Source organism: Pseudomonas sp. WJP1 (assembly GCF_028471945.1).
GTDB lineage: Bacteria > Pseudomonadota > Gammaproteobacteria > Pseudomonadales > Pseudomonadaceae > Aquipseudomonas.
Window position 1 is genome coordinate 2,268,066 of sequence record NZ_CP110128.1, and the last position, 16,163, is coordinate 2,284,228.

General features: G+C 61.0%; 13 protein-coding genes and 1 pseudogene. 1 reads left to right on the plus strand and 13 read right to left on the minus strand.

The features are described 5' to 3' along the window. Nucleotides 1–401: 401 nt before the first annotated feature. Nucleotides 402–1,121: a 30S ribosomal protein S17 gene (gene rpsQ, locus OH720_RS31820; protein ID WP_442967282.1), complete on the minus strand. Its 720-nt coding sequence runs from the start codon at nt 1,119–1,121 to the stop codon at nt 402–404. Further along, the gene (locus tag OH720_RS10250) at nt 1,118–1,831 is read right to left on the minus strand and encodes a hypothetical protein (RefSeq protein WP_272605506.1); all 714 of its coding nucleotides are present in this window, start codon (nt 1,829–1,831) and stop codon (nt 1,118–1,120) included. Before OH720_RS10250 ends, rpsQ begins: the two co-directional genes overlap by 4 nt. Before the next feature lie 388 nt (nt 1,832–2,219). Between OH720_RS10250 and OH720_RS10255 the strand changes: the two genes are divergently transcribed. Beyond that, entirely contained in the window at nt 2,220–2,528 is a 309-nt protein-coding gene (locus OH720_RS10255) for an IclR family transcriptional regulator domain-containing protein (RefSeq protein ID WP_272605507.1), read from the plus strand. Here the strand turns inward: OH720_RS10255 and OH720_RS10260 are convergent. The 11 genes and pseudogenes from OH720_RS10260 to OH720_RS10305 all read right to left on the minus strand — a co-directional run bounded on the left by OH720_RS10260 (nt 2,515) and on the right by OH720_RS10305 (nt 16,029). Beyond that, nucleotides 2,515–3,180, minus strand: coding sequence for a TetR/AcrR family transcriptional regulator (locus OH720_RS10260; RefSeq protein ID WP_272605508.1), 666 nt, complete (start codon nt 3,178–3,180; stop codon nt 2,515–2,517). The genes OH720_RS10255 and OH720_RS10260 overlap by 14 nt on opposite strands. Next, complete coding sequence (locus tag OH720_RS31825; protein WP_442967309.1) at nt 3,177–4,004, minus strand: methyl-accepting chemotaxis protein; 828 nt, start codon at nt 4,002–4,004, stop codon at nt 3,177–3,179. Before OH720_RS31825 ends, OH720_RS10260 begins: the two co-directional genes overlap by 4 nt. A gap of 78 nt (nt 4,005–4,082) precedes the next feature. Continuing rightward, a pseudogene (locus OH720_RS31830) lies at nt 4,083–4,805 on the minus strand (cache domain-containing protein); the annotation flags it as partial. Nucleotides 4,806–4,868: 63 nt separating this feature from the next. Continuing rightward, entirely contained in the window at nt 4,869–6,020 is a 1,152-nt protein-coding gene (locus OH720_RS10270) for an acyl-CoA dehydrogenase family protein (protein ID WP_272605510.1), read from the minus strand. A gap of 17 nt (nt 6,021–6,037) precedes the next feature. Next, nucleotides 6,038–7,126: an enoyl-CoA hydratase/isomerase family protein gene (locus OH720_RS10275; RefSeq protein WP_272605511.1), complete on the minus strand. Its 1,089-nt coding sequence runs from the start codon at nt 7,124–7,126 to the stop codon at nt 6,038–6,040. Then, entirely contained in the window at nt 7,123–8,019 is an 897-nt protein-coding gene (mmsB, locus tag OH720_RS10280; RefSeq protein ID WP_272605512.1) for a 3-hydroxyisobutyrate dehydrogenase, read from the minus strand. Before mmsB ends, OH720_RS10275 begins: the two co-directional genes overlap by 4 nt. A gap of 110 nt (nt 8,020–8,129) precedes the next feature. Continuing rightward, nucleotides 8,130–9,638, minus strand: a complete 1,509-nt coding sequence (locus tag OH720_RS10285; protein ID WP_272605513.1) for a CoA-acylating methylmalonate-semialdehyde dehydrogenase — start codon at nt 9,636–9,638, stop codon at nt 8,130–8,132. 102 nt (nt 9,639–9,740) lie between these two features. Continuing rightward, nucleotides 9,741–11,444, minus strand: coding sequence for an AMP-binding protein (locus OH720_RS10290; RefSeq protein ID WP_272605514.1), 1,704 nt, complete (start codon nt 11,442–11,444; stop codon nt 9,741–9,743). A gap of 1,189 nt (nt 11,445–12,633) precedes the next feature. Then, on the minus strand, nt 12,634–13,884 hold the full coding sequence (locus OH720_RS10295) for an OprD family porin (protein WP_272605515.1): 1,251 nt from the start codon (nt 13,882–13,884) through the stop codon (nt 12,634–12,636). A 169-nt stretch (nt 13,885–14,053) separates the two neighbouring features. Further along, nucleotides 14,054–15,703, minus strand: coding sequence for a cation acetate symporter (locus OH720_RS10300; RefSeq protein ID WP_180206051.1), 1,650 nt, complete (start codon nt 15,701–15,703; stop codon nt 14,054–14,056). Continuing rightward, on the minus strand, nt 15,700–16,029 hold the full coding sequence (locus OH720_RS10305; protein WP_008063274.1) for a DUF485 domain-containing protein: 330 nt from the start codon (nt 16,027–16,029) through the stop codon (nt 15,700–15,702). The genes OH720_RS10300 and OH720_RS10305 overlap by 4 nt, the downstream gene beginning before the upstream one ends. Nucleotides 16,030–16,163: the final 134 nt, after the last annotated feature.

Below are 16,163 nucleotides of genomic sequence, written 5' to 3' on the forward strand. Positions count from 1 at the left end.
AAAATACGCAACCAGAGACCTGTCGCAACACTGCTAGATTCCACAAAGATGGCTGAATGATTCAGCCAATCTGTTGCATCGACTGGCAGAATCTACAGTCGAAAGCGGGCACGCGTGAGCGACCGCTTCTGGCCGATAGCTGCCTGTCGTCAAGGGCTGCAATTAACTGAGGCCGTGTGAAAAACACCTGTGAGCGACAAATTACAATAACTACCAGAAGGTGAAGATTGCAAGATCATCACCTTCCAATTTTTGGTATCAGAAAGTGCGCATTGGTTTTTCGACATCAACAATTAAGCATTAATCAAACGACAAGGGTGCGGCGGCGGAATGGAAGTATTTCCTATCTGGGTGGTGAGCGCAATTATTCTTTTGGGAAATACCATCAATATTTTATATTTCTAAAGATCTGGCTTTTCCGCCGCGTCATCTACTAGGCTATCGCTAATTTTTCCGTCTTTTATTTTCGCTAAATAGGTGTGTCTTTTATGTTTGCTGAGAGGTCGCCCCTCAATGGCTAATATTCTATCTCCCAATTTGCAGTCGCCATATTCGTCATGAACAAAATATTTTTTTGTGCGCTTGATTAGCTTGCCATATAGAGGGTGTGCTACATGTCTTTCAACTAATATTGTTACAGTTTTCTGCATTGCGACTTTGACAACGACTCCTTTTATGTATTTGATGTTTGCCTCTTTGCTCGGCTCGCGTCCAAAATGGCTTTTGTCAGTTGGCATGCTTGCAAAAGAAATATAGGAGCCAGCATACGCAGCCAACGCGCACCATCTTTCACCAATATCGATGGCACGATCAAAAATTTGTGGATCAATGCAATTAGCAGAGGCGGCAACATTTTTCGCCTCTCTAACAATGCCTTCGACCTCTGTTTTAATTTCTAAAAATCGCATGGCCGATGTTGATTTAGTAGGGGCGGGAACCTGCGTCAACTGCTCGTCTGTATTTGAAACCGCATGAGGCAGTCTAGAAATATATATCCACTTTTCTTGGGCAGCTTCATCAGCACTAACAAGTGCTCGGAACTGATTCTCGAGGAGTGTATTTTTCTGCGCGGGGCGGTTTTTTCTGTTTCTAATTTTACGTGCCGAGTCATGTGTGTTCAATTATCCACACCCCTTGGTTGAGGAGTAGGAATACCTGCTGAGCGACCATACTCTGAGACTAATTTTATGTAAACGTCGAGGAATCCCATCAAAACTTTATCTGTTACGTAAATCATTTGTGATAAGTCAGTTGTTAATACCGATCTGTGATCAAGAATATAGTTAACTTCTAGCTCTCCCCAGCGGGGTTTAGCCATAAGGCCGCGCACGCCACTCAAGAATCTTATAAACCTTGTATGGATTAGTAGCGCATCATCCTTTAATTCTGCAAGTTCTTCAAAATCGCTTGCTAGGGATGGATCGTGCACTCGAATTTTTTGCATAGCATCTTGAAACCATTCTTGGTCAGCAGAAAGAGACCGCTTAATATCTTTAATCTCTTTTCGGGTGTTGTGTTCAAAGTTAGCAACAGCATCATTAATGATATTGTCAAAAAAGCGCTTCCTGAGTTCGTTTGGCGCCACCTCTTCAACAGATTTTGGAATATATAACCCGTTACGATACTCCGAAATTTCATACACTATTGATTGGGCTTGTTTGTTGAGAGGATGATATTGACTGTGCATTCCTTTCCATGACTTGCTAACTGAGGAAAGAGCAAGGAGTCCTTGAAATACGACTGGAGTATTTCGTTGTGCTGGCTTTAAATGTTCGGACACTTGAAGAGCGAAACCCAGTATTTGAGCTATTGCTGCAAATAACTCAATCATTTTCATTCTCCTAGCCTTTTTTAGCGTCTAAGTGTAATGATGGTGATACAAAATTGCTTGATCTATGACTTCAATGATTCGACCTAATTTGGTCAGCGTTTTTCATATTCTGGCGTTTAGTAGTCTAGACCCCAATCATTATAAATCCACCAATTTTCTTGAACTGCGCACTGAATCGAATCAACAATCTAATGGTGACCTTTGAGACCGAATTATCGAATCTATGCTTACTAGGGCAATTCGCTCTCTCGCCTCCAGGTTTTGTAGGTAACTCACGCAGCTCTCAGTTTTCGACGTACTCAGTGCGTTTTCACACAGCCAGGGACGGAAGCTGTCGTAGGTCGAACGTCAGCTATTGGCCGATTGTGGGCTGGCGAGCCTGCCTGTCGTGGCACTCGACGCGTATTTCAAACGCAACCCGCCACAGGCGATCACGCCCTACATGCTCACCGATGAAAAACAGATCAGCGCGCAAATCGCCTTGGCGGCTCAGCGTGGCTACGTGCTGGTGGATCAGGAATATGAGGTGGGCATGCGGGTGCTGAGCGTGCCGTTGATTGATCGCGAAGGGCAGTTGCAGGCCACCTTGGCGCTGACCACCCACGCATCGCGAATGACCGTGGAGCAAATGCGCGAACGTTATCTGTCGACCTTGTATGAAGGCCAGGCATTACTGCGGCCAATCATGACGCTCTAGGTACAGTAGCCTGGAGCCTGGAACCGCCAGAAGGCGTCGCCTGCAACGCACCCTGCAGGGCGCCCATGACCATGTCATGCAGCAGCTTGCGACGTGCTCCCTTGCTGGCCGGCGACTCTGCGATCCAGGCCGGCAGTTGGTTGAGCAGGGACACGATGCCGCTCAAGGTCGAGCGCAGGGCGATGCTCACCGGTACGCCGGTGAGCTGCTCTATCGTCACCACCAGGTGTTCCTCGTAGCGCCGACGCAACGCCAGGATCGCGGCCTGCTGTTCGCTGTCCAGGCAATGGAGGTCATGCTCGGCCAGGCGAAAATGCGCGCCCATGCGCTCATGCAGCAGCAGGTGCGCCTCCAGCAGCGCGTGCAGTCGCACAGCGGGCGCGGATTTGCGCCGGTTCACCTGGCTGGCGCCGTGCAGCAACTGTTCGTAGAGTTCCTCGATCAATTCGAACAGCAGGGCCTCCTTGCTATCGATATGGTTGTAGATGGAGCCGGCCTTGATCCCCAGGTAAGCGGCCAGGTCGCGCATGCTGACCCGGCTGAAACCGCATCGGGCAAACAGCTCGAGGGCTTTTTGCCGGGTTTGCAGGTAGCGCGAGGGGTGCACCTGATCGATGGCCCCCGCCAACAGAGAGTGGCTCATCCCGTTCATAGGCGGAACTGCCCCAACAGCCGATTGAGCTGGCTCGCCAGTTCACCCAGATGCCGGCTGGCCTCGTTGGACTGGTCCGCTGCCAGGGCATTCTCCTGGGCCAGCGAGGCGGCGTGGGTGACATTCTGGTTGATGTCCTCGACCACGTGGGATTGCTCCAGGGTGGCACTGGCAATCGAGGCGTTCAGTTCAGTGAGGTTGCGCAGCGCGGTGATGACCAGGTGCAGGCTTTCACCGGTTTCCCGGGCCTGCACCACGGTTTGTTGTGCGGCCTGGCTGCTGGCATTGATGACCGCCACCGCCGCTTCGGAGTTGCCCTGCAGGCGTTCGATCATGCCCTGGATCTGCGCGGTGGACTGCTGGGTGCGTTGGGCCAGCAGGCGCACTTCGTCGGCCACCACGGCAAAGCCGCGACCCTGTTCGCCAGCGCGCGCGGCCTCGATGGCGGCGTTCAGCGCCAGCAGGTTGGTCTGCTCGGCGATGGCGCGGATCACTTCCAGCACGCTGCCGATCTGGGTGCTTTCCTGGGCCAGGCTCTGGATCACTCCGACAGCCTGGCCGATGGTCTCGGACAACTGGTCGATCTGGCGCAGGCTGCTGTCGATGTTGTGCTGGCCCTGGCGTGCCTGCTCATCGGCCTGGCGTACTTCGTTGGCGGCGTGCTCGGCGTTCTTCGCCACTTCCTGCACGGCATAGGAGACCTCGTGGATAGCGGCGGCCACCAGTTCCATCTGCTGTGATTGCTGTTGGCTGTGGCGCTGGCTGTTGCTGGCAATCTCGCCGAGCGATTGCGAGGCCTGGTCCAGGTGGCCGGCGGTCTGCATGGACTGGCCGATCACCGTGCGCAGCTTGCGGGTGAACGCGTTGAAGTGGCTGCTCAGGGCGGTCAGCTCATCGCGCCAGCGACTGTCCAGGTTGTGGGTCAGGTCGGCTTCGCCGCTGGCGATGTTCTCCATGGCATTGACCACCTGCGCCAGGGGCGAGGCGATGCTGCGGGCGATCAGCAGGATCAGCGCGCTGAGCAGCAGGGCGATCGTCAGCACAATGACGAACGCCTTTACCAACTGGCGGCGAAACTCGACTTGCACGTCGTCGATGTAGATGCCCGAGCCGACGATCCAGCCCCAGGGCTTGAACAGTTCGACATAGGACACCTTCTCCACCGGCGCATCGGAGCCCGGCTTTGGCCAACGGTAGTGCACAAGGCCGGAGCCGTCGCGGTTGGCCACGGTCACCATCTCGTCGAACAGCGCCTTGCCGTCAGGGTCGCGGGTACCGGCCATGCGCTTGCCCTCGAGCTTGGCATTGGGGTGCATGACCATGCGGGTGTCGAGGTCTTCGATCCAGAAGTAGTCCTCGCGGTCGTAGCGCAGGTCGCGTATGACCGCGCGGGCCTGTTGTTGCGCTTGCTCACGATCCAGACCCTGGCTTTCCAGGTTCTGGAAGTGGCGCAGGATGCCGCTGACGGTCTCGACCACGTGCCGGGTTTTCAGGGCCTTGGCCGCATAGAGGTCGTCATGGTTCTGCTTGAGCATCAGGCCCGCGAGAATCAGCAGCATCAGGATGGACGTCAGCAGGATCAGCCACAGGCGGCGGCTGATGGGAATATTACGCAGGCCGGGCATGGGCAACTCCAGATGGGGCAGGCGAGGGGGCGGCCGGCACGCAGGGCGCGCGCGGCCAAGGGCTCAGAGGGCGTAGTGGGCCAGCTCGCGGGCGATCAGCAGGCGCTGGACCTCGCTGGTGCCTTCGTAGATCTGGGTGATGCGCGCATCGCGGTAGTAGCGCTCCACCGGGTAATCCTCCAGGTAGCCATAACCGCCATGGATCTGCACGGCGCTGGAACACACGCGCTCGGCCATTTCCGAGGCGAACAGCTTGGCCTGCGACGCTTCGGACAGGCACGGTTGCCCGGCGCTTTTCAGGCGCGCAGCATGCAGCACCAGCAGGCGGGTCGCATTGAGCCGGGTGTGCATATCGGCGAGCAAATTGGACACGCTCTGGTGCTCGATGATCGGCTTGGCGAACTGAACGCGTTCGCGGGCATAGCCCAGCGCGGCCTCGAAGGCGGCACGAGCAATCCCCAGGGCCTGGGCGGCGATGCCGATGCGGCCGCCTTCAAGGTTGGACAGGGCAATGGCCAGGCCCTTGCCGCGCTCGCCGAGCAAATGGTCCTGGGGAATCGTGCAGTTATCCAGGGTCACCGCGCAGGTATCGGAGGCCTTGATGCCCATCTTGTGTTCGCTGCGGTCGACCACGAATCCGGGGTTGTCGGTCGGCACCAGGAACGCCGAGAGGCCCTTCTTGCCCAGTTCCGGATCGGTGACGGCAAACACAATGGCCAGACTCGCGCGCTTGCCGTTGCTGACGAATTGCTTGGCGCCGTTGAGTACCCACTGGCCGTCGCGCAGTTCGGCGCGAGTGCGCAGGTTGTGTGCTTCGGTGCCCGCCTGTGGCTCGGTCAGGCAGAAGCAACCAATGGCCTGGCCGCTGGCCAAAAGCGGTAGCCAGCGGTCTTGCTGGGAGGGGCTGCCGTATTTCAGCAGAGGGCCGCAGCCCACCGAATTGTGGATGCTCATCAAGGCGCCGAGGGCGCCGTCGCCGGCGGAGATTTCCTCCACGGCCAGGGCGTAGGCCACATAGTCGGTGTAGCTGCCACCCCAGGTGTCCGGCACCACCATGCCCAGCAGGCCCAGATCCCCCATCTGGGCAACCACGGCGTCATCGATCCAGCCGGCCTTTTCCCAGGCCTGGGCCTGCGGGCCGACTTCGCTGCGGGCGAAGTCGCGTGCCATGTCGCGGATCATGCGTTGTTCTTCGGTCAATTCGATATCGTGCATTGCGAGTCTCCTGCCGTTCAGGCGGTGCGAAGGGGTTTGCCAGAGGCCGGGCGGAAATCGTTGAAGAAGGCCTGCACCCGCGCAGGCACCAGTTCCGCCAGGGTTGGCGGGTTCCAGCGTGGGGTCTTGTCCTTGTCGATGATCAAGGCGCGCACCCCCTCCATCAGGTCGCCCTTGTCGAACCACTGGTAGTCCAGGTGCAGCTCCAGGGCAAAACAGTCGGCCAGGCTCAGGTATCGACCGCGACGCAACAGTTCCAGGGTCGCCGCCATGGCCAGCGGCGAACGGCTGTCGAGCAGCTCGACCGTCTGTTCGGCCCAGTCGCGCAGCTCGGGGCGTTGCTCGCGCTGCAGCGCATTGCGAATCGCCGCCACGTCGGGCAGGGAAAAATACTCATCGATCACCTGGCGGTAAGCCTTGAGTTCCGATCCGGCAAGACGCTCGGTGGCCAGGCCGGCCAGCAGCTCTTGCAAGTCTTCTTCGGGCGCAGGGGTCCAGTTCAAGTGATCGAGGGCGGCGTCCAGTTCGACCAGTCGCTCGCTGGGCAGGTAGTAGTCGGCCAGGTTGGCATAGAGCGCATCGGCGGCCCGTACCTGGCAGCCGGTGACGCCCAGGTAGATACCCAGCTCACCGGGAAGGCGCGGCAGGAAATAGCTGCCGCCGACATCGGGGAAAAAGCCGATGCCGACTTCCGGCATGCCCATTCGCGTGCGCTCGGTGATCACCCGTAGCGAGGCGGCCTGCGCCAGGCCCATGCCGCCCCCCAGGACGAAACCGTCGAGCAGCGCCAGCACCGGTTTGGAGTAGCCATGCAGGTACTCGTCCAGGGCGTATTCCTCCTCGAGGAACAGCTCGTGCAGGTTGTCCCCGGCCTTGTGGCTGTCGTACAGCATGCGGATGTCGCCACCGGCGCAGAAGGCTTTTTCCCCGGCGCCTCGCAGGGTGACGGCGAGGATGTCCGGATCCTGTTCCCAGACCCACAGGTACTGGCACAGCAGCTTCACCGTCGGCAGGTCCAGGGTGTTCAGCGCGCTGGGCCGGTTCAGCGTCAGGTGGCCGATGCGGTTGCGCACGCAGGCCAGCACCGGGGCTTGCTGCCCGCTCATGCCTGGGCTTCTCCACGGAACAGTTTGATGATGGCGGAGAAGTCCAGGCCGCCATGACCTTGCAGGCTGAAGGTCTGGTACAGCTGCTGGGCGGCAGCGCCGAGCACCACCGGTTGGCGCGCCTGTTTGGCGGCTTCGGTAGCCAGGCCGAGGTCCTTGAGCATCAGGTCCGTGCCGAAGCCGCCCGTGTAGCCACGCGAGGCTGGGGCATTTTCCAGCACTCCGGGGAACGGGTTGTTGATCTCCGAGCTCCAGCAGCGACCGGTGGAGGTGCCGATGACACCGGCCAGCACCTTGGCGTCCATGCCCAGGGCCACGCCGAGGGCCATGGACTCGGCGACGCCGACCATGGAGATGCCGAGCAGCATGTTGTTGGCGATCTTGGCCACCTGGCCGTTACCGGCCGCGCCGCAGTGCACGATGTTCCTGCCCATGGCCGAGAGGATCGGCAGGGCCTGGTCGTACACACTGACCGGGCCGCCGACCATGAACGTAAGGGTGCCCGCCGTCGCGCCGCCTGTGCCGCCGGAGACCGGCGCGTCGAGCATCGGGTTGCCTTGGGCAAGAGCGAACTTGGCCACCTCGCGGGCACTCAGCGGGTCGATGGTCGAGCTGTCGATCAACAGCACGCCTTGGCCAATATTGGCCAGCAGGCCGTCCTTGCCGCGATAGACCTGTTTCACGTGGTCTGCGGTGGGCAGCATGGTGACGATCACTTCAACCCCGGCCCTGGCCACGCCGGCGGGCGAGTCAGCGGCGCTGGCGCCAGCCTCGACCAGGGCGGCGACCGCCTGGGGGAAGGGATCGAAGACGGTCAGGCTGTGGCCAGCCTTGAGCAGGTTGCGGGCCATTGGGCCGCCCATGTTGCCGAGGCCGAGAAATCCGATATGCATGATGGCTACCTTTTGCGAGTGGCGACGCGCTGCTGCGCAGCGACCGGTAATGTCGGGCATTGCATCGTTGTGCTTGTGGCCGGCCGACGCTGGGCGCCGGCCGGCACAGATCATTTGAGGGTGATCGTGGTGTTCACCGCGCCAACCACCTCGTCCTCGTCGAACCAGCGCTGGGTGATCGTCTTGGTCTGGGTGTAGAAGGTCACCACTTGCTTGCCGTAAGGGCCCAGGTCACCAAGCTTGGAGGCACGCGAACCGGAGAAGGAGAACAGCGGGACCGGTACCGGGATCGGCACGTTGATGCCCACCTGGCCGACGTCGATTTCTTCCTGGAAGTGACGGGCCGCCGCGCCGGAGCGGGTGAACAGGGCGGTACCGTTGCCATTGGGGTTGGCGTTGATGATCTCGATCGCCTCGCTCAGGCTGGCGGCCTGCATGACGCACAGCACCGGGCCGAAGATTTCTTCGCGGTACACGGACATTTGCGCGGTGACGTTGGAGAAGATGGTCGGGCCGACGAAATTGCCGTCCTGGTAGCCAGGCACGCTCGGGTTGCGGCCATCCAGTTCGAGCCTGGCGCCTTCTTCGATTCCGCTGGCGATCAGGCTGTTGACGCGATCCAGGGCCGCGCAGGAAATCACCGGGCCGATGTCGGTGCCAGGTTCGGTGCCGCCATTGATCTTGAGGGTTTTGGTGCGCTCGATCAGGTCCGGCAACCAGGTCTGCGCTTCACCCACAAGTATCACCACCGGCAGCGCCATGCAGCGCTGGCCAGCGGCGCCGAAGGAAGCGCCCAGCAGGTTGTTCAAGGTCTGCTGCTTGTTGGCATCGGGCAGGACGATGGCGTGGTTCTTCGCGCCCATCATGCACTGTGCGCGTTTGCCGTTCTGGGTGGCACGGTTGTAGACATGGGTGCCGACCTTGGTCGACCCCACGAAGGACACGGCCTTGATGTCCGGGTGGTCACAGATCAGGTTCACCGCATCGACGCCGCCGTGGATGACGTTGAGCACGCCCTTGGGTACACCGGCCTCCAGCGCCAGTTCGACCAGGCGCATGGTCACCAGCGGGTCTTGCTCGGACGGCTTGAGGACGAAGGTGTTGCCGGTGGCGATGGCCATCGGGAACATCCACAACGGGATCATTGCCGGGAAGTTGAACGGGGTGATGCCGGCGCATACGCCCAGCGGCTGCATCAAGGTGTAGGTGTCGACGCCGTTGGCGACGTTGTTGGCCAACTCGCCCATCTGCAGGTTACCGATGGAGGTGGCGTGCTCGACCACTTCCAGGCCGCGGAACACATCACCTTCGGCGTCCGGCAGGGTCTTGCCCTGTTCGGCGGTGAGCAGGGCGGCCAGTTCCTTGATGTTCTCGCGGATCAGCTGCTGGTACTTGAAGAAGATTCGCGAGCGGGCGCCGATCGGCGTCTTGCGCCAGGTCTTGAACGCTTCCTTGGCGCTGGCTACGGCGGCATCCATTTCTTCTGCAGTGGCGAAGGGCACGCGAGCGAGGACTTCCTGGGTGGCCGGGTTGACCACGTTGCGCCACTCGGTGCTGCGCGATTCGACGAATTCGCCGTTGATGAGAAGCTTGACGGTTGGAACGCTGGATGAGGTCATTTTCGGGTCCTGTCTGCTTTCTTTGAGTCGAGTGAGGCCCCTCGGCCAAGTTGGCCGAGTGGTCGGATGTGAATTCAGGAGGGCCGGCGCACCGGCCCGGGTTCAGCCCTTGAGCTGTGGGAAGTCTTCTTCGAAGTACTCTTGTGCGCCGCGTGCGTCACTCTGCCGGCGCTGCACTTCCATCTGGCGCAGTTCCACCCGGCGGATTTTCCCGGAGATGGTCTTGGGCAACTCGGTGACGAACTCGATGCGTCGCACCCGCTTGTACGGCGCCAGGTGCTCGCGGGCGAAGGCGAGGATATTGCCGGCGAGTTCGGCGCTGCCGGGTTCGTCATGGGCCAGGATCAGGAAGGCCTTGGGCACGGCGAGGCGCAGCGGGTCGGGGCTGGGGACCACGGCGCATTCCATCACCGATGGGTGCTCGATCAGCGCGCTCTCCAGCTCGAAGGGGCTGATGCGGTAGTCCGAGGCCTTGAACACGTCGTCGGCGCGACCGACAAAGGTGATATAGCCTTCATCGTCGATCTGCGCGGTGTCGCCGGTGCGGTAGTAACCGTCGCGCATCACCTCGGCGGTTTTTTCCGGGCTGTCCTCGTAGCACAGCATCAGGCCGAGTGGACGCACGTCCAGCGGCAAGGCGACTTCGCCCTCATTGCCGGGTACGCCGTCGGGGTCGAGCATGGTCACGCGGTAGCCCGGCAACGGACGGCCCATGGAGCCGGGTTTGAGCAGTTGGCCGGGTGTGTTGCCGACCAGGGCGGTGGTTTCCGACTGGCCGAAGCCGTCTCGCAGCGGCAAGTTCCAGGCATGCAGGATCTGCTCGATGATCTCCGGGTTCAGCGGCTCACCGGCGCCCACCAGTTCGCGCAGGCGCAGGCGCGGCTTGTAACTGGCCAGGTCTTCCTGGATCAGCATGCGCCAGACCGTGGGCGGGGCGCACAGGCTGGTGACGCCATAGCGCTCCAGGGCGCCCAGCAGGGCAGGGGCGCTGAAGCGCGCGACATTGTGGATGAAGATGCAGGCGCCGGCGTTCCAGGGGGCGAAGAGGCAACTCCAGGCGTGCTTGGCCCAGCCCGGGGACGAGATGTTCAAGTGCAGGTCACCTGGCTGCAGGCCGATCCAGTACATGGTCGAGAGGTGGCCGACCGGGTAGCTCTGGTGGCTGTGCAGCACCATCTTCGGCTTGGAGGTGGTGCCGGAGGTGAAGTACAGCAGCATCGGGTCGGTGGCCAGCGTCTGGCCCTCGCTGTCGAACTGTTCCGAATGCTCGCTGGCGGCGCTGTGCGGCGTCCAGCCGGCGGGGGCCGGGCCGACGCAGATGCGCGTGCAGCCTTCACCCAGGCCGTCGAACTTGTCGACATGGGCGGCACCGACCACCAGGTGGCGCACATGGCCACGCTCGATGCGATCACGCAAGTCTTCAGGGGTGAGCAGGGCGGTGGCGGGGATGACCACGGCGCCGAGCTTGAAGGCGGCCAGCATGGTTTCCCACAGGGCGACATCGTTGCCGAGCATCAACAGGATGCGCTCGCCACGGCGCACGCCAAGGGCACGCAGGTGGTTGGCCACCTGGTTGGAGCGCGCGGCCAGTTGCTGGAAGCTGTAGCGCTGTTCGCTGCCGTCTTCTTCGACGATCCACAGGGCGTTGGCCTGGTTGCCCTCGGCCATGGCATCGAAGTAATCCAGTGCCCAGTTGAATTCGTTCAGTTGCGGCCAGCGGAAGTCCCGCGTGGCAGTGGCGTAGTCGGTACGGTGGGCCAGCAGGAAATCGCGAGCTTTGATGAAGGGTTGGCAGTTGCTGTTCATTGGAGTCTCCATCGATCGCGGGGGCGATCGGCGCGGTAACGGGTACGGGATGGTCAGGCGGCGAGGGGCGCTTCGCTGCGGGGGGCAATGCGTACGTGACGCGTGCGGGTACCTGAGAGCGGGGAGACGATGGCAAGCATGGATGTCTTCACGGTGTATGCCCTTGTTTGTTTTTGTTGGGTCTGGCCCGGTACATGACCGGTGCTTGAGTTCAGTATATGCATGCAAAAATGAATTAAAAATGCTCATAAAAGCCGGTGCGTTGTGCAGAAAAGTCATAGCTGTGGCGCGTTGGATGGGAGGCCAATCGCACTGTCACGCAATGCGGGCGATCTGTATGGCGGATAATGATGTTCACTTTGGGTTGGAGGGCTCTCAGGTGCATATTTGGATTGGGTGTATATCCATTGCAGCGGTAGCGGCCACCTATGGTTTCGCCCTTACGGCGAGTCACTTGGAAGAGCCCCAAGTAACCAAGGGCTCTTGCCCCTGGCGTTCGGTGCCTCGCTAATGCTCGGCATGCCCTCGCTCCGGTCCTGCTCCGTGGGTCGCCGCGATGGGCCATCCATGGCCCAGCGCGGCTAAACCGGCGTCCATGCCGGTTTACCCACTGCGCAGAACCTCCACTCGGCCTCTCGATGGGGCAAGAAAATCAAAAGCCACAGCAGAGCAAAAGCCAAAGCGAGGCGGCCTTAAGCCGACCTGATCGGGAGCCGTACGCATTTCCCTTGTAGGAGCCAGGCTTGCCGGCGAACCAGGCGCTGCGGTGTCTCTGTTGTACCGCGTTATCGTTCTTCGCCGGCAAGCCTGGCTCCTACAGGGGATTGGGGTATCTGTAAAAGTCAGGTCGGCTATAAGGCCGCCTCGCTTTGGCTTTTGATCTGGGTGCCCCGTTAACCACGCTGGCCGAACGCAGGCATTGCGCAGTGGGGAAACCGGCAGGACGCCGGTTTAGCCGCGCTGGGCCAGGGACGGCCCATCGCGGCGACCCACGGAGCAATGCCGGAGTGAGGGCATGCCGAGCCACAGCGAGGCACCGAGTGGTGGGGCAAAGCCTTTTGCTTCCTTTTTGGCGTTTGAAAAAGGGAGTCGCCGTAAGGGCGAAACCATAGGTGGCCATTACCGCAGCAATGGATATGCCCCCCCAATCTCTATACAACCCCATGCCTAAGCGATCAGCAGGGGGGATTTACCAGAGTGCCAAGGTATAGCTGAGGATCAGTCGGTTCTCATCCAGATCACTGCCGAAATGGCTCGAGCGCACCGTCGCGTTGCGCCACTTCACCCCGACATTTTTCAGCGGCCCGCTCTGCACGACATAACCAATGTCGGTATCCCGTTCCCACTCCTTGCCCTCCGGACGATTGCCGCCCAGATCGATGTTGTCGCCGGTGAGGTAGCGGGTCATGAAAGTCAGGCCCGGTACGCCAATGGCCGCAAAGTTGTAGTCGTAGCGAGCCTGCCAGGACTTTTCGTCCTTGCTGGCGAAGTCGCCGATCTGCACGAAGTTCACCAGGAAGGCGTCGGTGCCGTTGACGTAGGCGTAGCCGGTGTCGCCGCTCATGCCTTGATAACCCAGGCCCAACGCATGCCCGCCGAGGTTGTAGGTGAACATCGCGCCGATGGCGTTGTTATCGACATTACTGCCACCATCATCCGTGGAGCGGGCGAAGCGCAGGTCCGTCTTCAACGACTGGCCAGTTGTGACTGGCAAAAGGTAGGTCAGGTTGACCAGGTGCTGGCTGTAGAAATTGTCGAGGTGGCCGTAGCTGTAGCCGGTGGCAAGGTTGCTGGTCCATTTGTAGTTCAGGCTGGCGAAATCCAGGCGGTCGCTATCGACCTGACGCGTGGTGATGCCCTTGGCGCCGGTCCGGGTGATGCCCATGTCCTCGTAGTCCGAGGAGTCGCGCTGATTGACCTGCGACAGGCGTCCGGCATCCACGGTCAGGCCTTCGATTTCCAGCGACGTCAACTGACCGCCCTTGAAGGTTTGTGGCAACAACCGTGAATCGTTGGCCAGTACCGTCGGCACTTTCGGCAGCAGCGTGCCGAGTTTCAGCGTGCTTTTGGAGGCGCGCACCTTGGCGGTCAGGCCCAGTTCGCCGTACTCGTCCTGCGCACCTTTGCTCGTGTCGCGGTGGCGCTTGAGCAGGCCGGAGCCGGCGCGATCAGGGCTGGAGTCGAGCTTGACGCCGAGCAGCCCGATGGTGTCGAAACCGACACCGATCAAACCTTCGGTGAAGCCTGATTCATAGCGCAGCAGGAAGCCCTGGGCCCATTCCTCTTGTTTGGATTGGGCGGCGTTGGCCTGACGATAATCCCGGTTGAAGTAAAAGTTGCGCAGTTCCAGGCTGGCCTTGCTGTCCTTGATGAAGTCCGCATGGGCCTGGGTGGCAAGGCTGCTGCCGGCGAGGAATAGACTGAAAAGGGTGGTTTTCATTGCATGTCTCTTGTTGTTATGAGCAAGCCGATCCCGCACTGGCCGCGGCCGGTGGAGGGAAGGTTCGTTGGAGTTGCCCTGCGCCAGGTGGCGCAGGACGGGCGTAAAAAAGCGCGAAGCAAAGGAGCGGATTCGCGCTCGGGGCCGTCGACCCCGCAAAGCTGCGGCGTTAGTGACTGCTGGCCATGGCCGCGCCCAGGCCGGTCTGGGCGCGGACGAACTGATCGGCATAGGCCGCGCGTTCACGATCTGCGCGCTCGCTGCGGTCGAGCCTGGACACCACTACGATGACCAGGAAGGCCAGAGGCATGGAGAACAGTGCCGGCTGGTCGTAGGGGAAGATCGCCTGGGCATGGCCCAGTACACCGACCCACACCGACGGCGAACCGATGACCAGCGCCAGGGCGCTGACCAGGCCGGTCAAGCCGCCGTAGAGAGCGCCGCGGGTGGTCAGGCCACCCCAGTACATGGCCATGATCAAGACCGGGAAGTTTGCCGAGGCGGCTATGCCGAATGTCAAGCCGACCAGGAAGGCGATGTTCTGGCCTTCGAACAGAATGCCCAGGGCGATCGCGACAATGCCCAGGCCGATGGTGGCGATGCGCGACACGCGCATTTCCTGCTTCTCGTCGGCCTTGCCCTTCTTGAAGACCGAGGCATACAGGTCGTGGGAGATGGCCGAGGCGCCGGCCAGGGCCAGGCCGGCTACCACTGCCAGAATGGTGGCGAAGGCAACGGCGGAAAGGAAGCCGAGAAACAGGTTGCCGCCCACCGCCTTGGCCAGGTGCATGGCCACCATGTTGCCGCCGCCGATCATCGCACCGCCGAGCTTACCGTCGACGTAGTACTGCGGGTCTGTGCCGACGATGACGATGGCGGTGTAGCCCAGGATGCAGACCACGAGGAAGAAGAAGCCGATGAACACCGTGGCGAACAGCACCGATTTGCGCGCCTCCTTGGCATTGGGCACGGTGAAGAAACGCATCAGGATGTGCGGCAGGCCGGCGATACCGAAGACGAGGCCCAGGGACAGTGACACCGCGTTGACCGGATCGGCCAGCAAGGTGCCCGGGCCCATGATCTGCACGCCGCTGGCATGCACCGCCACGGCCTGGGCCGACAGCGTCTCGAAGCTGAAGCCGAAGCGGCTCAGGGCCATCAGCATCAGGGTCGTGCCGCCCGCCAGCAGCAGGACCGCCTTGGTGATCTGTACCCAGGTGGTCGCCAGCATGCCGCCAAAGATCACGTAGACCAGCATCAGCAGGCCGACCACTACCACCGCCGTGCGATAGTCGAGGCCGAACAGCAGCTTGATCAGCTGGCCGGCGCCGACCATCTGCACCACCAGGTAGCAACACACCACCGTCAGCGAACCGAGGGCGGCGAAGCTGCGCACGCGAGTCTGATCCAGGCGCAGGGAGACGATGTCGGCGAAGGTGTAGCGGCCCAGGTTGCGCAGGCGCTCGGCCATCAGGAAGGTGACGATGGGCCAGCCGACGAAGAAGCCGATGATGTAGATGAAACCGTCATAGCCCTTGGTGAACACCAGGCTCGAGAGGCCCAGCAACGTGGCTGCAGACATGTAGTCGCCGGCGATCGCCAGGCCATTCTGGAAGCCCGTGATACCGCCTCCGGCGCTGTAGAAGTCGGCAGCGGAGCGCGTGCGGCGGGACGCCCACCAGGTGATCAGCAACGTGGCGAGGACGAAGACGAAGAACATGCCAATGGCATGCACATTGAGCGGTTGCTTCTCGGCGGTGAGGGGGGCGGCGTTGGCCAGCAGGGGGCTGAGGGCGAGCAGGGCGGCTAGGCGTTTCATGCGCGGGTCTCCTGCAGGATTTGCGCGCTGAGCGCGTCGAAGCGGGTATTGGCGGTGTGCACATACCAGGCGGTCAGCAACCAGGACAGCAGGATGATTGCCACGCCAATCGGGATGCCGAGGCTCAGGTGACTGCCGTCGTACAGTGGCAGGTGCAGCCAGGCAGGTGCGAAGGCCACCACCATGATGAAGCTGTAGTAGACGGCCAGGACCGCGGCGCTCAGTGACCAGGCCAGCAGCGAACGTTGGCGGGTGAGGCGCTGGAAGTTGGGATTGGCCCTGACCAGGGCGCAGATCTGGACATGGTTCGGATGGTCAGTCGTCATGGTGAGGCTCCGCTTTTTTAATTGTTGTTGTATGTCGGCCTTTTGAGGGGCGTACGGGTACCCGGGCGACGTTCCGAAGCGGAGCGTCACCTGAATGCTGGAGTCTTTGCTGCCCTGGCGATCTTCCGGATGCG